This window comes from Geomonas propionica, from assembly GCF_016458235.1.
Taxonomy (GTDB): Bacteria; Desulfobacterota; Desulfuromonadia; order Geobacterales; family Geobacteraceae; genus Geomonas; species Geomonas propionica.
The window spans coordinates 19,599-37,363 of the sequence record NZ_JAEMHK010000001.1 but is presented as its reverse complement, the minus strand read 5'-3'; the positions used below and the strand labels follow the sequence as shown (position 1 = coordinate 37,363).

Genomic DNA, 17,765 nt, shown 5'->3' with positions numbered 1-17,765 from the left:
TTGGTTAATGGCTCGCCGGCAGCGGATACATTTCCCTGGTGCTCACTATCATGTCATCCTGCGCGGGAATGACCGGCAGGATATTTTCTACGATGAGGTGGACCGGTACAAGTTCTACCTGCTTCTCCAGGAGGGGATCGAACGGTTTGGCCATTCGATCCTCTCTTTTTGTCTGATGACCAACCACGTACACCTCCTCTGCCAAGTGTCTGATGTCCCGCTATCAAGGATCATCCAGAACCTGGCTTTCAGGTACACCCGCTGGATAAACTGGCGACAAAACCGAGTCGGCCACCTCTTCCAAGGACGGTACAGGGCGATCCTGGTCGACGCTGACGAGTACCTCCTCCAATTGACCTCATACATTCACCTAAATCCAATACGTGCGAATCTTGTAAAAGTCCCTGGGGCCTATCCGTGGAGCAGCCATCGTGCTTATGCTGGCGAAGAGATCCTGCCCTGGTTGCGGACGGAACCCATCCTTGCCTACTTTGGCAGTAACATGCAACGGGCAAGATCCGCCTTCCTTGACTTCGTCAACGGAAATATACGAAGCGGCCATTGTGAGGCCTTCAGTCGCGGAGATATAGCCGACACACGTTTCCTCGGACCGGATGAATTTGTGGATATGGTCTATGAGAAGATGGAGCCTGAGCATTTGAGGAAACCGGTAATACACGAAGTTATTGAGGCTGTGGAGCGTCTCTATGGGCTGCCGGAAGGGGGGCTGGTTAAAGCGGACAGAAGCTTCAAGATGGCAGAAGCACGTTCCATGGTGGCATGGGCGGTACGGGAATTGAGTGATGATACCCTTACTGATCTGGGCCATGTCTTGGGGCGCGACGTCACGACACTGAGTTCGTCTATCTCAAGGTTGACCGCCAGATCAAAGTCCGATCATGATCTTGCTGAGCGGATGAAGAATCTGCAGAAGATTCTTGTTGAGTTTGCAACTTTGCAAGCCTGACCCCAGCTTCTTGGGTCTTGATGACCACCTTCAAGAGCAAGCTGGAATAGAGCCTCCGCTTATGCGAAAGCCGCCGCCGTTTCCGCAACCTCCAGGAGATTGGGGGGATCGAGGATCAATGCGACGCAACCGTTGCCCAGGATGGTGGCCCCTGAGATCCCTGGAACGTCTCGGTACACCCTGCCAAGGGGCTTGATCACTGTCTGATGCTCTCCTATTACTGAGTCGACCACGAATCCGATCCGCTCACCGTTCACGCTGGTGATGATGATCTGCTGCATCTCCGGCGCTGCACCTCGGATCCGGAACAGCTCGCGCAGCGATATGTAGGGGATGATCTTCCCGCGGACGTCTGCAATGTTGCGACCATGAGTCCTGGTAATGTCGGCCCTGCTCAGTTCGACACACTCCTCGACGAGGGCGAGCGGCAGGACGAAACGATCGGTGCCGATCGCCACCAGGAGACTCTCGACTATGGCGAGGGTGAGCGGGATCCTCATCGTGATCGTGGTCCCTTTCCCCGCGATAGTGCTTACCTCGATGGTGCCGCGCAACGACTCGATGGAACGCTTCACCACATCCATCCCGACACCGCGCCCGGAAATGTTGCTGACGGTCAGGGCGGTTGAGAGCCCCGGGGCGAAGATGACGGCGGTAATGTCCTTTTCGGTCAGGTTGGCGGTGGGTGGAACCAGCCCTTTCTTAATGGCGATCGCCCGGATCGCCTCCCGGTCCAGGCCGCCCCCGTCGTCTTCGACGGTGATCTCCACGCTGTCGCCGCACTGGGCGGCGGCCAGTCGCACCGTCCCCTTGGCTGGCTTTCCGGCCGCTTCCCTCGCTTCTTTCGATTCGATGCCGTGGTCGAGGCAGTTTCTGATCAGATGGACCAGCGGGTCGTCCAGCCTCTCTATCACGGTCTTGTCGAGTTCGGTCTCGGCACCCGCCGTGCACAATTCCACGTCCTTCCCTAATTCAAGGGAGAGGTCGCGCACCATGCGCTGGAATTTGGCGAAGGTGCTGCCGATAGGGAGCATCCGGATACTGAGGACGTTGTCCCGCAAATCGCCGACCAGATGTTCCACCTCTTCTGATATGGGGAGCAGCTCTGTTTCGCTCGTTGATGTGGCCAATTGCCCCAGGCGGGCTTGAACGGTGACCAGCTCGCCCACAAGGTTGACCAGGAGATCCAGTTTGTGGGTGGGAACCCGGATGCTTGCGGCCGCGTCGCGGCTTTGACGTTCTTGATGGATTTTCTTGATATGCTGCTGCTCGCTCAAGGCCGCTTCGACCGCAATGGATGGTACCACCCCGTCCTCGACCAGTATCTGGCCCAGCTGTTTCTGCCGGGCCAGCCCCTTGCCAAGATCCTCGGGCGAGATTTCCCCTCGCGACACCAATAGTTCTCCCAGCCGTTTCGGTGCGTCACCGGCAGCTTCAGAGTCGGCGACCTCAATCTTGAGTGCTCCATCAGCTCCGACAAAAGAAAACAGTGAGATGATCGCCTCCTCCGTCTCGACAGTGGTGAGGGTTATATCCCAACTGACAACGCAGGAGGCGGACTTGTCCCCGCCCAGGGCGGTGAGGAAGTCGGTACGGGCCAGTATCTGGCAGGCGCCGATCCGACGCAGGCTGGAGATCAACTCGCTCAGGTCGGGGGAGCTCCCGGGGGCATCGGCACAGGACCTGAAGCGGATGCGGTAGGTCACCTCCCGTGCTTCAGCACATTGGTTTGTTGCGGTTTCCGCTTCGCCCAGGCCGAAACATCCCCCGGCATCGACACGCTCCGGTTTTACCCCGAGTTTTTGTTCCAGTGACGATTCATCTTCTGAGGAGGCGAAGAAAAAGCGCAGGGAGATGCCATCTCCCGGTTGGTCTGCCATATCGGGAATGGAGGAGAACAGTTCCCCTTGGGACTTGACGCCGGCGGAAAAATCGCGGATCTGCGTGTCGAGCGTGTCCAGGGAACAGTGCAGTCGGGCGGAAAAGAGCTTCTTTGCCTGCAGAAGATTCGCCTTGATCCGAGAGAGTTCGTATTCCGTCATCACCCCCAGGTAGTCACGAAGGGGTATGCCACCCGTGGAGCGGAAGGGAAGAGATGCGGGCGTCACCGTTACGGCAGGAACAAGGGCCTGGAGGGCGGAAAGGATATCGACACTGCCCTCGAAATCGTCACAAGATTCATTGGCATCAGAGAGCATGCTGCGGATCCTGTCGAGGGACGCAAGCGACAACGTCACCAACTGCGCGGTGACGGGCATCTCGCCGTAGCGCACCTTGTCGAAAACCGACTCAAGCTTGTGGGTGAAGGCGGAGACTTCCTGGAAGCCGCACATCGCCGCCAATCCCTTGATGGTATGGAGGCAACGGAACACCCGCCCGATCAGGTCGGGGTCTTCAGGGCTCTCTTCCAGCGCCAGCAGAGAAGTTTCCAGCTCGGCCAAGAGCTCGCCCGCCTCTTCCGTGAATGACTCCTGATTCTCGTCGATCATAGTCGTTCCTATTCCGCCGGATGTAGTAGGAGTTTTTTATGAACAAAAAACATCAGCCACATCCTTTTCGGGCCTGGCCTCTACCTTCTGAAGAACTATTTGAAAGAACGGGGAATGCCACATCGGGGACGGCGGGGGGGCGGAGCGGGTTTTGCGTGAGATACCGATTTACATTGCAATATTAATATTCTATATTCCGCCAAACGCAGTCTACCCATCCATCTCAGGCAGGAGGGGAGGGGGGTCCCTGGAGGAATGAGTGAACGCTTCTGAAATCAAAAGCAAAGCAATCAAAGCATTGGTAGCAGTGCTGGTAGCAATCGCCGTCCTTGCCGCTGGCTACATGTACGCGGTGCTCAACTGGAGTTTCTCTAAAGGCGACAGGGTTGGCTACGTCCAGAAGTTCTCCGAAAAGGGGTGGGTGAGTAAGACTTGGGAAGGAGAGCTGCAAATGCTTCCCGTACCAGGAACGATTCCAGAACGCTTCCCGTTCTCAGTGCGCGACAAGGCGGTGGTCACAAAAATCAACGCAGCCCTCGGCAAAAAGGTGTCGCTGTCCTATGAACAGCACAAGGGTATTCCGACCACCTTGTTTGGCGAATCCGAATATTTCATCGTGGATGTAAAGGCTCTTGAATAGGATGGTTAGAGGGTCAGAACCCAGGTAGGATACCCCTTGATGAGTACCGGGAGAGGTTGATGAGTGTGAAGAGATTCATTGTCGCGATGCTTGTATTGGTTATGTTTTCGGGGTGTGCGCCGTTCCAGCATTCGCTAAAGGAAGGAGAAGCTCTGCCTGATGGCAAGGTGCTGTTGGTCGGTGCGGTTGTCCTTGACCCGCCGCTCGAGCAGGGGGAGATGATCCATTACGACGTGCGCGGAGCATCGCGCGGGGTTGTCCGCTTCGGCGTGACCAAAGACCTGAGCCAAAAGGTGGACATGAAGGCTACCATTCCCCTGTCATCTGACGAAGTTTTTATTATGAACCTCAAGGGGATATCGTATATCCCGCTGACCCCAGGCACCCGTTACCTGCGGTTGGGGATCATGGACGAGTCGTCGCACGCCTCCATGCCGGTGGTTATTGGCGGTAAGTCTGGATTCCGCGGTATCGACGTGCAGTCACTCTACCTGGTCAAGGACATCAAAGTAGATCTGCCAAGTAACGCAAAGGCCGTCTACATCGGTACCCTTGTGTTTCAGCACGACGGGAAACAGGCGACGGGCGTCCGGGTGCGGGACGACTTCAAGCAGGCGACAAAGGATTTGGCGGCAAAGCACATCCCAGGTCTCACCGCAGAGGGAATGGTGCGGAAACTGGCCCAGATCGTTAAAAACTGATCAACGGCGGACCTGTCTAGTCGCAATCAAGGGGCAATGAGTTTTACAGAAGGGAAATAGGTTCGGTATCTTGTCGCATCACGCGTCAACAGGGTCAGCTTCTCCACGGCGGCATGGGCTCCGATAAAAAAATCGGGAAGTGGAGAGCGGCGAGTCCCCCCCAGCTTTCGGTAACGCATATAACACTTGCCGGCCAGGAACGCTGCTTCCCAAGGAATGGGTCGCCGCTGAAACATCTCAGGAAGAAGGACTCTCTCCAATTCTTCAATTTCCCGGAAGCCTATTGAAATCTCAGAGTAGATGACGGTGTTGATGATGAGAATGGAGGCGTCGGCCGCCTGCTGCAGCTGATTCGCCGACCACTCATACCATATCGGGTCTTCTTCTAGAACGTCTAGCAGCACGTTGCTGTCTACCACGACTCCTCGTATCATTCTCCGCCCCTGGTCAGGGCCATTATCTCGTCTGTTGTCATCTTAACCGAAGCACGCCCACGCAAACTCTCCACGACTCGTTTCCCCTTGGTGGAAGTTCCGTTCAACGGACGAAGTATCACTGCGTCATCCTCGATGACGAACTCAACCTCGGCGTGTGCGCCAATACCCATCCTGCGACGAATATCGAGAGGGATGGTCACCTGCCCTTTGCTTGTCACCCGCATATTTAGGTCCTCCTTGAGGTAATACTTCTTAAAGTATTACTTGCCGCTATGGTGCAAGTCAAGATGCAAATATGGCCGGAGGTGACGCCTGTGACTTTGACGTCAGAGAGGCAGGGCGTCCCCCTGCTTTTTCCCCTCTGCTTTCTGCTTTTTCCCCCTGCTTCAAACTGCCTGCTGGAAAGAAGGCCTTGACACTGCACCTACTGTTGGCACTATTGAATCTTTACGCCCCGCCTTTGAAGGGGGGGCGACACCTGGGAGGCGAACCGGGACTGCTGTCCCGGCCGGCGTTGCTGGGATACGGAACGGCCCGCCCTGCTAACCGGTAATCTCCCTTTGCTTCTTGAACCGCACCTGCTGCCTCGCTGTAGATTTCTCGTTTCTGCTCCCGATCTTCCATATAGGGCATGGCCGGTTCCACACCACCGGCCGCTAGCATACTTAAAAAGCTACTTTGCCGGAAAAGGAGGCTGTAATGGACGTGGTTCGCGAGAAGAACATGATCCTCTCACCTGCTTGGCTGGTGACTGCCATTGTCACCTTTATTTTCGGTTTCGCGGTGCTGGGGTACCTGGCATACCGGACCGGAACCGACCAGCCTCCGATTCCGCGCGAGGTGCGCTCGGCCGATGGCGTCGTGCTCTACAGCGGGCAGGACGTGCTTGCCGGACAACAACTTTTCCAGAAGTATGGCTTGATGCAGTACGGCACGCTCTTCGGTCATGGGGCGTACCTGGGGCCCGACTTCACCGCGGAGTACCTGCACACAGGCGGCCTCAAGATGCACGCCTACTACCTGACCCAAGGGCTGCCGCAGGCTGAGGCGGCCGAGAAGGTACGCACCGAGTTGAAGGCGAACAATTATGATCCGGGGACCCGGGCACTCACCTTCACCCCGGCACAGGCCAGCGCTCACCAAGACCTCATCACCTACTTCGGCCAGATGTTCGGGCCGGTCGAGACGCAAAAGGGACTACGGCGCCCGTACCTGCAGGACCAGGAGGAAGTGAAAAAGCTTACCGCCTACTTTTCCTGGGCTGCCTGGGTGAGCGCGGCAACGCGCCCGGGAACCAGCCATTCCTATACCAACAACTGGCCGCCGGACGACCTGGCGGGAAACCGGCCCACTCCGGGGGTCCTCATGTGGAGCGTGATCAGCCTCGTCGCCCTCCTGTGCGGCGCCGGCCTGATCTTCTTCCTCTTCGGCCGCTTCGAGACGCTGGGGTGGCACGGTTCGGAAGAAGCACCGCAGGGGAAGTACCCGGCTCCCGAGGACACGCGCTTGACGCCGTCGCAGCGCACTGTGGCGTGGTATTTCCTGATCGTGGCCGTGCTCTTTCTGCTTCAGGGCCTGTTGGGTGGGGTTAACGCCCACTACCACGTGGAGCGCGCCGGATTTTACGGGCTGGCGCTGGGCGACTTTCTGCCCTACAACCTTTCCCGGATGTGGCACGTGCAACTGGCCCTCTTCTTCGTCGCCTCCAGCTTCCTCGCCATGGGGATCTTCTTGACGCCGATGATCGCGGGGAAGGAACCACGCCACCAGGACAAGCTCGCCCTCATCCTCCTGGGTGCGTTGGTGGTCGTGGTGCTCGGGAGTCTCTCCGGCGAGGCGATGAGCCTGCTCGGCAAGCTTGCCACCGCCGGCCCCTGGTTCTGGGTCGGAACCCAGGGGTGGGAATACCTCGACCTGGGACGCCTCTGGCAGATCCTTCTCACCGCGGGGATGATCATCTGGCTCGTGATCCTGATCCGCGGCATGGCCGACAGGCTGAAAGGGGAGCACCCCGGCAACATGCCGTGGCTTTTCATCTATAGCGCGATTTCCATCCCGCTCTTCTACGCAGCCGGGATGCTGTTCGGCAAAACGACTCACTTCAGCCAGATCGAGTTCTGGAGGTTTTGGGTGGTGCATCTTTGGGTGGAGGACTTTTTGGAACTCTTCACCACCATCATGGTCGCCTACGTCTTCCTGCTTTTAGGTGTCGTGCGCGCCCGGGTCGCGACCACCATCATCTACATGGACATCATCCTCTATTCCATAGGGGGTATGATCGGAACCATGCACCACCTCTATTTCAGCGGCACGCCGGAGATCCACATGGCGCTCGGGGCGTTCTTTTCAGCGATGGAGGTCATCCCGCTGCTCCTTCTGACCTACGAGGCGTGGAAGTTCATGCGGCTGGGGGCTCCGGCCGGAACGTCGATGCTGAGCACGCAGGCGAACGTGTTCCCCCACAAATGGGCGGTGATGTTCCTGATCGCGGTCGGGTTCTGGAACTTCCTTGGTGCAGGGGTCTTCGGGTTCCTGATCAACCTCCCGATCGTGAGCTACTACGAGATCGGGACCCAGTGGACGGCCAACCACGGGCACGGCGCCATGATGGGGGTCTACGGGATGCTGTCGCTCGGGTTTTTCATGTTTGTGGCGAGGTACTTCCTCCCGATGGACCGCGCCAGCAACCGTGCCATGGGCATCGCCTTCTGGTGCACCAACATCGGACTGGCCTTGATGCTGTTCATCAACCTCTTCCCCGTCGGCATGCTGCAGATGAACCAGATTCTGGCGACGTCGTACTGGGAGGGTCGCCAGCCCGACTTCTTCCTGCTTCCGCTGGTACGAATATTCGAGTGGCTGCGGCTGCCGGGGGACATACTCTTCCTGGTGGGGATCCTCCCCGTGGTCTATCTGGCGATCCGGATGTTCGCCAACCGCAATCGCGAGGTGCGGGAGCCCGGCAAGGGATAGCTTTAGGCGCTGTCGCGTAGTGACCGGAAAGGAGGCCTCGGTTATGAGAGTGCTACTTATGTTGATGTTGGTGCTGCTTGTTGCCGGCACCGCGTCGGCGAAGGAAATCGATAGGGTGAAGATCGAACCACAGGTGACGGTGAATGCTGAAACGCTGCAGCTGAATGGCAGTGGCATCAGGAAGAAATTCTTCTTCAAGGTCTACGTGGGCTCGCTCTATTCGGTAAGACGCCTGACCAGCGGGCCCGAGGCGCTGCGCGACACCGGGGACAAGTTGATCAGGATGAATTTCGTAATTTCGAAGGTGGAGAAGGAAAAGATCGTGGACGCGTTCCAGGAGGGCTTCAACAGCAATACGCCTGAACTAGCCGATTCCGCGGAGGTGAAAAAGTTCCTGTCTCTTATCACCGAGGACTTCAAACGCGGCGACCAAGTCGATCTCTTTCTCGGCGGCGACGGCACCGTGACCGGGAAGCTCAACGGTAAACTTCTCGGCACCCTGGTCTCCCGCCCCCTCGCCACCGCCATCCTCGCCATCTACGTAGGCGAACATCCAGCCGATGCGAGCTTGAAGAAGGGGCTGCTCGGCAAATGAGGCGACTGCTATAATGCAACTGAACCTGACGAGTAACCTGCTGAAGGGAGTCTGAAGGGTTGACACGCGACGCGCTACAACCTAGAGTCCGTGTTTGAAGTCGAGTAACGGACTATGATAAAGGTGCATCATGTTCAGAAATGATCGAGACAAAAGGGCGATCCCGCCAACTCATCCGGGTGCCATGTTGCGCGAAGACTTCATGCCGGATTACGGGTTGACCGCAGGAGTGCTGGCCAGCACTTTGGGAGTATCCCGCCAAACGATCAACGAATTGCTGCGCGAGCGGAGGGCGCTGAGTCCGGCGATGGCCCTTCGGTTGTCACGGCTCTTCGGCAACTCCCCGGAATTTTGGTTAAACGCCCAGCGGGCGGTCGATCTTTGGCAGGCAGAAAAGAGCCTTTCGAAAGAACTGGCAATGATCCGGTCGGTGCAAGCGGCGTAGAGGGCCCCGTATCTTGCTTTCTGTGTGAGAACAACCCTTAAAAACCGGAGGTGCTCGCATGAAGGTCGAACAGCACGTGTGCTTGGTCTGCGGCTTCAACATGATTGGATTTCGTCCCGATCGCTGCCCATTCTGCGGCGCGGTGAGCAGTCACTTCATTGCCGCGGACGAGTGCTCTGCACGCTTCAGGGTGACCAGCACAACGGTCAACGACAAGGTGACCCGGTTGAACTCGGACCCGCCACTCGGACTGGAACACGCGGCCTACCGGATCGAGACGCCTCATGGTCCCTGCTGGATCGACTGCCCTTCGTCCTTCGATCGCTCCCTAAGCCGGGCCGATGCGATACTCTTCACCCACCACCATTTCCTGGGCGCCTCCAACCTTTACCGCGATCTCTTTTCTGCCGAAATCCACATCCACCGCAACGACTCACTCCACGATATCTGCCGTCCCTTCCTATTCGACGTCACTTTCGAACAAAACTTCGTCCACAACGGCATCGAAGCCTTCCACATCGGTGGGCACACCCCGGGCTTCACCTTCTACATCTTTGAGGACGTCCTTTTCATCTGTGACTACGTCTTCCTCCATGGCGACAGCCTGAAGTACAACCCCTTCGGCCCGGCCGATCAGACCATCGCGGGAGGGGACCGGATACGCAACCATCTTGAGGGGCGGCAGTTATCCACCGTGTGCGGCTACAACTACACCATCGGGTATGACGAGTGGAAACGCATGTTCGATGCGGGACCGACATTCGGGGGGTATTGAGGGGGCGGTGATCCCCTGTTAGCTTTATCCCTTTTATCCCCTTTATCCCTGTTAAACGCCTTTGCCGTTAGGTGTTCCAAAACCGCCACGTGTTCCAGCTTGGACCGGTCTCGCTGTTCCGTTTTATTCCACTCCACAAGATGTTCCTCTCCTATCTTGATACACCTCACCGACTAACTCCCCTTTGTTTACACAGAGTAACGGCTCCTCAACACTGTAATAGTAGCTGCTGGCCTGATGTAGGTACGGCAGTTGCTATAAAGGCATTCTATTTAACTGTATGCGCAATATTGTGTGAAAGGAGCTGGATATGCTCTGGTTCACAGAACAAATAAGTGTGACCAAAAACTCCTCCAGATATTGTCATACAAAAACATATTTCTAACAGGTGAACCAGCAGCGTTTGTTATAGAGACGCCGCTTTTACATACATTCACGAGCTGTAATGCAATTAATAAAACCAGGAGGACAAATGCAGAAAAGGAAAATAACGATGCTGGCAGCGGTTCTGGCTGTCGCAGCGAGCGCACAGTCAGTGCAGGCTTTCGAGATAGGCGGGGCCAACGGGTGGAAGTTTTCCACGGACGGCTTCCTCAACGTCTTCGCCACGTATGAATCGGTCGGTCAGCGCCCGGCAGGCGTCATCGGCGGCGAGATCGGCGGCGACCAGACCGGTACCGGCGAGGGGCAGCAGCAGTTCCGGGTAAGGACTGGTCTTTTGCCGGTCGGCGTTGGCCTCAACATCCAGGCTCCCACCACTAACGGCGTGGACTACGCGGTGCGTCTTGGTTTCTATCCGCAGGTGCAGAATAACGGCGGCAGCCGCACCGACCTCTCGCCCAACATCGACTTCCGCGAGATCAACATGACCGCGACCGGCAGCTTCGGCCAGATCCTGGCCGGCCGAGCCATCAACCTGTACCAGGCCAAGAACATCCTCACCGACATGACCCTGTTCGGCGCGGGGGTGATCGGGCCGGTGGACAGCGGGCCGACCATGGGACACATCGGCTACGGCTACCTCTACCCGAACTTCGGCGCCCAGATCAGGTACACCACTCCGGTGGTGAAAGGCTTCAAGGCCGCCGTCAGCGTGAACGACACCAACAACATCGGTGCCGCGACCATCCGCAACGTGCCGCGCCTGGAGACCGAACTCTCTTACGTGAACAGCTTCACCGGCGGCAAGTTCCAGGCCTGGGTTTCCGGGCTGTACCAGCAGGCGAGCTTCTCCTCCGCACAGACGGTGACCGTGCCGGTAACGCTGAACCCGGACGGAAGCATCACGCCTGAGCACACGGTTCCTGCGGTGCGTCCGGGCGGTAAGGTGACTTCGCTCGGCGGCGCGGGCGGCGTCCAGCTCGATCTCGGCGGTCTCCAGTTACTTACCTCCTGCTACGGCGGGCAGGCGCTGGGAATGTTGGGGATGCAGGGTGCGGATGCGCTTTCCGCTGACGGCAGGGAGCGGACCAACTGGGGCTTCCTGAACCAGGCGACCTACCAGGTAACGCCGGTGGTGAAACTCGGCCTCAACTACGGGCAGAGCAGGGCGGAGCTGGCGGGTAACGACACCGATGTGAATATCCAGAAACAGCAGGCGGCGGTGGTCGCGGTGACCTACAACGTGAACCCGTTCGTCCAGATCATCGGGGAGTACACCTGGGCGCAGGATCGCTGGTTCAACGGCGCCACCCAGGACGCCAACATCGGTGCCATCGGGACCTTTATCTACTGGTAGTTCAGCGTGGCAGGAAGCACTACCCTGTGATTCAACAACGGGCGCATCCCATTTCGGGGTGCGCCTGTTTTCTTTCCAGCACAGAATGACAGGGTAAAGGTGAGGGCCTGCGGATCCCGATCCCGCAGCAGCCAAGCGCGCTATCGATGCGATGATGCAGATGGTGAAGATCGATGTCGCCGCTATCGAGGCCGCGCGGCGGGGGTGAGCGGGCTCGGGGGGCGTTGCGAGGAAGAAAAAATCCCCCCTGTCCCCCCTTCCGCAAAGGGGGTGACGCAATTGTCTTGTCTCATCCTGTTAAGACGCACTTTCCTCAGGGGCTGGGTTTGTCGGGGGGATGCGCTGGCAGCGTTTTGCTTGCATGGATTCTCAAAAGTGGCTAGAGTCCGACTCATGTCACTGGAACAGTACCTGAGCGGGCAAGGCAGCAGCGTTGAGATTGGACTGGTACTCCTGTCGGAGGATTGGCAGGTGCTGGGCATGAATGAACATGCTCTGCGCATTGCGGCCCCCGACATGGGACCCATAGGACAAAACCTGTTCCAGATGCACCCGGCGCGGAGCCGGGAAAAGGTGCGCGGCATCCTGAACGAGCTCTCCAGCCTGCAGGAGTCGACGCAAAGGTCGATGGTCATCGACTTCCTGGGCAAGGTGCTCATGATCAGCCTGTCGCGCATGGTCGTCCCGGGAAGCCCGATGGCCTGGGCGGTCTCCTTCATGGATCTCTCGGAACAGACCGGTGCCCGCACCAACCCGACCAGCGGCCACCTCGAACTGAAGAAGATGCCGATCTACGAGAACGGCGCCTTCCATTTCCTCTCGGCGGACCAGGTGCACCTGATCGAGGCCGACGGCAACTACTGCCGCATCCATACCCCACACAAAAGGTTCTACCTCCTGATGAGCCTGAAAGCGGTCCTGCAGCGCTTCCCCACCTCCGACTTCCTCAAGGTGCACAAGAGTTTCGTCGTCAACCTCAAACACGTGCAGGCGATTGGGCCGGCCGGGGACAGCCGCATGATGGTCTCCTTCTCCGATCCTGCCATCCCCGCCGTTCCGGTTTCCCGCCGCCTAGTCGCCGAGGTGAAGAAGGCGCTTGCCTCGGTCGTCGCCGTTCATCCATCGGATTGACCCGTTCATCAAGTTCTCCTTGAGCCTGCGTCCTCGCGGTGGGATAGTGCCCGGCAATGGCGTTGCCCTTATGGGGACATTTTCGGTGTGAAGGAGAAGTTCGATGACAATCAGACCCACTAACTGCAAATCGGTTATCCGCATGGCGGCCCTCTTGATCTGCCTCGCCCTCCCGGCGTGGGCCGGCGCCGGCGCAGCGAAGGACGGAAAGGCGCAGGCCCAGGGGGAATCCGTGCAGGCTGCGGCAACGGCCCAGTTGTCCGAGGAGATCCTGAAGCGAAGCACCACGTTTTTTGCGGCTCCACCGTTCATGACGGCGGAAAACGTCTACGACGAGGTGGTGCAAGGGGGCGACAAGGAGTTCTTCATCGTGAGCCTGCAGTCCCGCGCCGACTTCGCCAAGGGACACGTGCCGGGCGCGGTGAACATACCCTTCGACGAGATCACCGAGCAGAAGTCTCTCGCCCTGCTGCCGCACGATAGGAAGATCATCCTGACCTGCGACGACGGGCACCGCTCGATGGTGGCGTCGCTGTATATCAACCAGCTCGGCTACAGCGCCACGACGATGCCGATGGGGCTCAACCACTGGAACAGCGCCCAATCTGCCGCGCCCTACACCCCTTCCCCGAAGTATCCGGTGACTGCGGAAAAAAAAGATGCCGCGCCGGGGCAGAAACTTCCTGAGGTTAACGCCAAGGCGGCACAGGGCAATGAGCTGATCACCGAGCGGACCCGGGCCGTGCTCTCCTCGGGGAGGAACCTGTTCATGGACCGCAGCGAACTGTACCGGGAACAGGGCAAGGAGGGCGGCAAAGGGGTGTTCGTGGTGAGCATCCAGCGCCCCGAGGATTATGCCGTCGGACACGTGCCGGGCGCCATCAACATCCCCTTCAACCAGATCGCCAGGAAGGAGAGTCTTGCCCAGCTGCCCAGGGACCGCGAAATCGTCGTGGTGTGCTACATCGGGCACATCGGAGCGGCGGTTGCGCTCATGCTGAACCAGTTGGGATACGAGGCCTACGATCTGCGCTTCGGGACGCTGGGGTGGAACGACGAGACGGAAGGGTTGGGCAAGATGAAGGCGTTCATGCGGAGCATGACCGAAAACCGAAACTACCCGGTGGAAGGCACAAAGTAGAGGTATTCCGAAGGAGGGGACCGGCTCCGCGAGGTGCCGGTCCCCCTCAGGTATTGGCGAAGTCGGCAGGGCTGAAATGAGCGTTCCGCTAGGGGGACTGGCACCTGCGGAGCCAGTCCCCTCTGCTTCCTCCTGTGACGATAGCGGTCAGAGAGCGTCGCTCCCCTCCGCCTGCTGCAGCGACTTCTTGCGCTTCTGCTCGTCACAGTAGGCCACGATGCAGCTGACGCCGGAAACGACGATGAGCAGGTACAGCCCCCACGCCGCCCGGTCGCCGAACTGGACCAGGAACATCAGACCGATGGCGGTGGCGATGCCGGCGGCGATGATCCTCAGTTGATGTTGTTCGAACCAGGAAAGCGCGGCATACGTCGCGGAGGCGGTCAAAAGCAGGTAGCCGATCCCACCGATATGGGTGCCGGTCTGATAGAGGTCGAGGCCCATGAAGCCCAAGTTGACCAGCGGCATGAACCAGAGGATGACACCCGCCAGGCCTAGCACCACCCCTTTCGTTTTGTGATCCATTTTCCCCTCCGCCCCCTGTGCCGGCTCGCTGCTAGCTCTGCTGGATGTCTTCAACCGATTTCTTCCCCGCATCCCAATCGGATACCGCGGCGAGCCAACTGGCGATGGACACGATGCAAAGGCCGTACAGGCCCCAGGCGGCGTAGGTCCAGGCCTCGGAAAGCAACAGCAGGCTGATGGCGGTCGATATGGTGGCCGTGATGACCCGCAGCCTGTGCAGTTCGAAGAAGGCGAAAAGGGAGTAGGCCAGCGCGCAGAATACCAAGATATAGCTGATGTTCCCGATCTGCCTGCCCGCCGCGTAGACGTTGAAGCCCACCTTTACCAGGGGCATGAACCAGAGCACAATCCCCACGACACCCAGAGCAACCCCCATCGCTTTGCCTCTCATGCAGTTCCCCCTTGGTCGCGGCATACCCGCAACGGATGGCGCCACGCTTGTGCCGGTGAGGCTACCCTTGCGGCTCTGGTGTTGAAAAGATCTCTGGAATCAGCAGACCAAATGAAAGTATCTTAATGTAGCGGTTTGTCAATGCGCGAAGGGAGAAGACCGGCGTGCGGCGGTGGCGGAAAGGGTGGCAGGGGAGTGGCGGGAAACAAAAAAGGCACCCGGTGAGCGGGTGCCTTGTGGATGCAGGAAAAGTCAGTAGACGGGGCGATGCCTCGCCACGCGGCGGTACTGCGGGCGGTAGACCCGGCCGTCGTAGTGTCCCCGGTCGCGCACGTAGCGCCGGTACTCGACGTCGCGGTAGTGCCGGATGTTGACCACCTCGTAACGCACGAAAACCGGCGGATACGCCGCGCGCGGGACGTAGCTCCAGGGGCCGTTGTAATAGGCGCCGCGGTACCAGTTGCCGCCGGAATAGTAGTAGTAGTCGTTGCCGGTGTAGACCAGCTCATAGGGGACGCCGACAGCGACGTAGGAATCCAGGCGCGGCGAGTAGACGAACTCGGGGGGCTCCGCCTCGTACTCTTCGGGAGCAGGCACGACGACACGTTCGGGCGGCGGAGGAGGCGCCATGACCGGCGGAGCGGTTTCAGGCGGAGGCGGAGGCACGATCCGGGCGGGAGGAGGCGGGGCCGGTCGTGCCGCGACCGTTTGTCGCATTCCCGGGATCTGGTTGTTGTAGGTGTACATGCACTGGACATAGGCGTTGTCGTACTGACGCTGCGTTTGCGCCCCGTAGACCTGCGCCGAACCGGAACCGGCACTGGCCCCGAACAGGAGCCCCGTCGCGGCACCGATGGCGGCGCCGGCTCCGGTGTTGCCCGAGGCGGAACCGAGCACGGCTCCCACGCCGGTACCGACCGCGGTGCCCACGACCGCGCTGGTCGCCATATTCTTATCGTAGGTTTCCTGCACCGACGAGCCGATCTGGGAATTAGCCCACTGCCTGCAGGTCTCGTCCTCCTTCATGAAGGTCTCGAAGGACTTCCCCTTGGTGGGCAGCACCTTGACGCTGGGGCCGGTGGGAACCGTGACGCACCCTCCCAGTGCCAGCAGAACTAACAACGACGAGATCCGTCTTTTCATTGATACCCCCTTCTGTGTGGCTCTACCTGTCGGCCGTTTCCACTTACCTTTGGGTAGATTCCTCATTGCACAGCGTCACCTTATCCATGAAATAGGGAAGCAATGTGGCAGAAATGAGGAAATTGCTACTGATTGCTGCTGGGATGACGTCTCAGGCGCCATGCTCCTGTGCCTGGTAGGGTGCCCGCCCCGACCTGATCCGGCGCACCACCATCGGCACCAGGAGCATGAGTGCCAGGATGATCCACATGGTGGTGTCGGGGTCCTTTATGTACTTGTTCAGCCGCACGGTGGAGAAGGCGATCACCGCGAAGTAGAGCATGTCACCGGCTATGGCGAAGGCCCACCCCGCCACGAAGCCGTGCCCGGCGGCGAGTGCCGATGCCCGTCCGGTCATGGGATCGACGCCGAAGGCGATCATGATCAGCGCCACCGGCCCGGTGGCCGTAATCTGGAACTTGGCGGCACTGTGGGCGTTGGCGGCCCGTATGGTGTCGCTCACGCGGCGCAGGAACGTGATCTTGCCGCAGACGAAGGCGATCAGGCGCAGCAAGGGTTCGAAAGCGATAGCGAGGATGACGTCGGAGACGAGATAGAGGAGCGTGGTGACAGGCCAGGCCAGCCCTTGGGCCTTGGCGAGGAGGACACCGGCGGGGATGCCGCCTCCCACGGGAATGAGGAACAGCTTCAGTACCGCCTGCATGGCGGACAGCGGCGGGAGCCAGTCGAGGAGCAACTTGATCAGATGGGGGATGGTTTCTGTCATCAGGTCGGGTACGTCTCTTCTTTCGGGTTCGGTAGTCCGCCTGCAAAGGCCGGCAACCGGGAGCATCGTACCTTAAAGAAGAAGCGGACCGCAACAGCTTTCCGAGTGGGAGCAGGCTAGATCCCCCCGACCAGGGTCAGGGTCACCTCACCGACCTTCATGGTGGTGGTTATCTTGACGGGGATCCTGCGGTCGTCGTCGGTAAACCAGAAGGTGGCGTTACCGACCTTGGCCTCCTCCCCGTTGTGCTTGAGGCGGGAGGTCACCATCACGGTCTTGAATCTGCCCAACGGCGTCCTCACTTCCTGCCGCGTTACCACCCGGACTTCGGTGTTCCAGAGGCGCTTGGTGTCGTAGATGTCGAAGGGGATGGTGCGGCCGGGGGACAGGTCGCTGCCGCGTATGAAGTAGATGCTGGAGAGGTTGTCGTAGGTCCGGGAGGTGATGGCGTCGGTCTGCTCGATCTTCTTCAGCAGGTCGATGCTGTTGGCCTTGAGGGTCGAGAAGTTGAAGGTCGCCTCGCGCGCGGCCCGGTAGCTCCCCTCCCGCTTGTTCTCCCGGAAGAACTTGGGTTTGCCGGCGCGGGTGGTCACGGATTCGGTGCGGTCGTCGATCTTGAAGAAGGCGGAGACTATTCCGGTGGAGCGGATGGTGTTGGTGAGACGCAGTTCGTCCCCCTGGGCGGTCGCTTCCAGTAGCGCTGAGCCGGCCTTCATGCCGGACCAGGTCACGTCATAGGTCAGGCGCTCGGGGAGGGTGAAGGCGGCGGCCGGCGCGACGGTGAGGGCGAGGAGGATGAGTACGACATGGAGCAGGGGGAATTTTTTCATCCGTAGAGCTTACAGTATTATTGGGGAAAGTTAATTGTGTGAGTGGTGGGGACAGGGAGGCTAAATCCCCCCTGTCCC

General features: G+C 59.2%; 18 protein-coding genes. 10 read left to right on the top strand and 8 right to left on the bottom strand.

Annotated features, from left to right (window positions below):
* The first annotated feature begins 7 nt into the window (after positions 1 to 7).
* A complete protein-coding gene (locus JFN90_RS00170; RefSeq protein WP_199393084.1) occupies positions 8 to 967 on the top strand; it encodes a transposase in 960 nt (319 codons plus the stop codon).
* A gap of 59 nt (positions 968 to 1,026) precedes the next feature.
* Here JFN90_RS00170 and JFN90_RS00165 read toward each other — a convergent pair whose 3' ends face one another.
* Positions 1,027 to 3,456, bottom strand: coding sequence for a chemotaxis protein CheA (locus JFN90_RS00165; protein WP_199393083.1), 2,430 nt, complete (start codon positions 3,454 to 3,456; stop codon positions 1,027 to 1,029).
* Positions 3,457 to 3,715: 259 nt separating this feature from the next.
* Between JFN90_RS00165 and JFN90_RS00160 the strand changes: the two genes are divergently transcribed.
* Positions 3,716 to 4,096 carry a hypothetical protein gene (locus tag JFN90_RS00160; RefSeq protein WP_199393082.1) on the top strand — a complete coding sequence of 127 codons (381 nt, stop codon included), beginning with the start codon at positions 3,716 to 3,718 and terminating at the stop codon, positions 4,094 to 4,096.
* Between the two features lie 59 nt (positions 4,097 to 4,155).
* Positions 4,156 to 4,797, top strand: coding sequence for a hypothetical protein (locus tag JFN90_RS00155; RefSeq protein WP_199393081.1), 642 nt, complete (start codon positions 4,156 to 4,158; stop codon positions 4,795 to 4,797).
* A 26-nt stretch (positions 4,798 to 4,823) separates the two neighbouring features.
* Here JFN90_RS00155 and JFN90_RS00150 read toward each other — a convergent pair whose 3' ends face one another.
* Both JFN90_RS00150 and JFN90_RS00145 read right to left on the bottom strand, forming a co-directional pair.
* A complete protein-coding gene (locus JFN90_RS00150) occupies positions 4,824 to 5,216 on the bottom strand; it encodes a type II toxin-antitoxin system VapC family toxin (RefSeq protein ID WP_199393080.1) in 393 nt (130 codons plus the stop codon).
* Positions 5,217 to 5,227: 11 nt separating this feature from the next.
* Positions 5,228 to 5,458, bottom strand: a complete 231-nt coding sequence (locus JFN90_RS00145) for an AbrB/MazE/SpoVT family DNA-binding domain-containing protein (RefSeq protein ID WP_199393079.1) — start codon at positions 5,456 to 5,458, stop codon at positions 5,228 to 5,230.
* Between the two features lie 475 nt (positions 5,459 to 5,933).
* Between JFN90_RS00145 and JFN90_RS00140 the strand changes: the two genes are divergently transcribed.
* The 7 genes from JFN90_RS00140 to JFN90_RS00110 all read left to right on the top strand — a co-directional run bounded on the left by JFN90_RS00140 (position 5,934) and on the right by JFN90_RS00110 (position 14,032).
* Positions 5,934 to 8,207: a nitric-oxide reductase large subunit gene (locus tag JFN90_RS00140; protein WP_199393078.1), complete on the top strand. Its 2,274-nt coding sequence runs from the start codon at positions 5,934 to 5,936 to the stop codon at positions 8,205 to 8,207.
* 43 nt (positions 8,208 to 8,250) lie between these two features.
* Positions 8,251 to 8,802 carry a chalcone isomerase family protein gene (locus JFN90_RS00135; protein ID WP_199393077.1) on the top strand — a complete coding sequence of 184 codons (552 nt, stop codon included), beginning with the start codon at positions 8,251 to 8,253 and terminating at the stop codon, positions 8,800 to 8,802.
* 130 nt (positions 8,803 to 8,932) lie between these two features.
* Positions 8,933 to 9,247, top strand: a complete 315-nt coding sequence (locus JFN90_RS00130; protein WP_199393076.1) for a HigA family addiction module antitoxin — start codon at positions 8,933 to 8,935, stop codon at positions 9,245 to 9,247.
* A gap of 58 nt (positions 9,248 to 9,305) precedes the next feature.
* Positions 9,306 to 10,022: an MBL fold metallo-hydrolase gene (locus JFN90_RS00125; RefSeq protein WP_199393075.1), complete on the top strand. Its 717-nt coding sequence runs from the start codon at positions 9,306 to 9,308 to the stop codon at positions 10,020 to 10,022.
* Between the two features lie 472 nt (positions 10,023 to 10,494).
* Complete coding sequence (locus JFN90_RS00120) at positions 10,495 to 11,760, top strand: hypothetical protein (protein WP_199393074.1); 1,266 nt, start codon at positions 10,495 to 10,497, stop codon at positions 11,758 to 11,760.
* A 480-nt stretch (positions 11,761 to 12,240) separates the two neighbouring features.
* Complete coding sequence (locus JFN90_RS00115; protein ID WP_199393073.1) at positions 12,241 to 12,891, top strand: LytTR family DNA-binding domain-containing protein; 651 nt, start codon at positions 12,241 to 12,243, stop codon at positions 12,889 to 12,891.
* 103 nt (positions 12,892 to 12,994) lie between these two features.
* A complete protein-coding gene (locus JFN90_RS00110; RefSeq protein ID WP_199393072.1) occupies positions 12,995 to 14,032 on the top strand; it encodes a rhodanese-like domain-containing protein in 1,038 nt (345 codons plus the stop codon).
* A 147-nt stretch (positions 14,033 to 14,179) separates the two neighbouring features.
* Here the strand turns inward: JFN90_RS00110 and JFN90_RS00105 are convergent, their stop codons facing one another.
* From JFN90_RS00105 to JFN90_RS00085, 5 genes are all read right to left on the bottom strand, one after another.
* Positions 14,180 to 14,557: a hypothetical protein gene (locus JFN90_RS00105; protein WP_199393071.1), complete on the bottom strand. Its 378-nt coding sequence runs from the start codon at positions 14,555 to 14,557 to the stop codon at positions 14,180 to 14,182.
* Positions 14,558 to 14,588: 31 nt separating this feature from the next.
* Positions 14,589 to 14,948 carry a hypothetical protein gene (locus JFN90_RS00100; RefSeq protein ID WP_199393070.1) on the bottom strand — a complete coding sequence of 120 codons (360 nt, stop codon included), beginning with the start codon at positions 14,946 to 14,948 and terminating at the stop codon, positions 14,589 to 14,591.
* Positions 14,949 to 15,200: 252 nt separating this feature from the next.
* Positions 15,201 to 16,091: a YMGG-like glycine zipper-containing protein gene (locus JFN90_RS00095; RefSeq protein ID WP_199393069.1), complete on the bottom strand. Its 891-nt coding sequence runs from the start codon at positions 16,089 to 16,091 to the stop codon at positions 15,201 to 15,203.
* A 151-nt stretch (positions 16,092 to 16,242) separates the two neighbouring features.
* Complete coding sequence (locus JFN90_RS00090) at positions 16,243 to 16,857, bottom strand: hypothetical protein (RefSeq protein WP_199393068.1); 615 nt, start codon at positions 16,855 to 16,857, stop codon at positions 16,243 to 16,245.
* A gap of 116 nt (positions 16,858 to 16,973) precedes the next feature.
* Complete coding sequence (locus tag JFN90_RS00085) at positions 16,974 to 17,687, bottom strand: DUF3108 domain-containing protein (RefSeq protein WP_199393067.1); 714 nt, start codon at positions 17,685 to 17,687, stop codon at positions 16,974 to 16,976.
* Between the last annotated feature and the right edge of the window lie 78 nt (positions 17,688 to 17,765).

Coding starts and splice junctions, on each gene's coding strand:
- JFN90_RS00135 (WP_199393077.1), top strand. CDS start 8,251: ATGAGAGTGCTACTTATGTTGATGTTGGTGCTGCTTGTTGCCGGCACC.
- JFN90_RS00115 (WP_199393073.1), top strand. CDS start 12,241: ATGAATGAACATGCTCTGCGCATTGCGGCCCCCGACATGGGACCCATA.
- JFN90_RS00165 (WP_199393083.1), bottom strand. CDS start 3,456: ATGATCGACGAGAATCAGGAGTCATTCACGGAAGAGGCGGGCGAGCTC.
- JFN90_RS00170 (WP_199393084.1), top strand. CDS start 8: ATGGCTCGCCGGCAGCGGATACATTTCCCTGGTGCTCACTATCATGTC.
- JFN90_RS00110 (WP_199393072.1), top strand. CDS start 12,995: ATGACAATCAGACCCACTAACTGCAAATCGGTTATCCGCATGGCGGCC.
- JFN90_RS00085 (WP_199393067.1), bottom strand. CDS start 17,687: ATGAAAAAATTCCCCCTGCTCCATGTCGTACTCATCCTCCTCGCCCTC.
- JFN90_RS00145 (WP_199393079.1), bottom strand. CDS start 5,458: ATGCGGGTGACAAGCAAAGGGCAGGTGACCATCCCTCTCGATATTCGT.
- JFN90_RS00095 (WP_199393069.1), bottom strand. CDS start 16,091: ATGAAAAGACGGATCTCGTCGTTGTTAGTTCTGCTGGCACTGGGAGGG.
- JFN90_RS00125 (WP_199393075.1), top strand. CDS start 9,306: ATGAAGGTCGAACAGCACGTGTGCTTGGTCTGCGGCTTCAACATGATT.
- JFN90_RS00155 (WP_199393081.1), top strand. CDS start 4,156: ATGAGTGTGAAGAGATTCATTGTCGCGATGCTTGTATTGGTTATGTTT.
- JFN90_RS00130 (WP_199393076.1), top strand. CDS start 8,933: ATGTTCAGAAATGATCGAGACAAAAGGGCGATCCCGCCAACTCATCCG.
- JFN90_RS00140 (WP_199393078.1), top strand. CDS start 5,934: ATGGACGTGGTTCGCGAGAAGAACATGATCCTCTCACCTGCTTGGCTG.
- JFN90_RS00100 (WP_199393070.1), bottom strand. CDS start 14,948: ATGAGAGGCAAAGCGATGGGGGTTGCTCTGGGTGTCGTGGGGATTGTG.
- JFN90_RS00105 (WP_199393071.1), bottom strand. CDS start 14,557: ATGGATCACAAAACGAAAGGGGTGGTGCTAGGCCTGGCGGGTGTCATC.
- JFN90_RS00090 (WP_199393068.1), bottom strand. CDS start 16,857: ATGACAGAAACCATCCCCCATCTGATCAAGTTGCTCCTCGACTGGCTC.
- JFN90_RS00120 (WP_199393074.1), top strand. CDS start 10,495: ATGCAGAAAAGGAAAATAACGATGCTGGCAGCGGTTCTGGCTGTCGCA.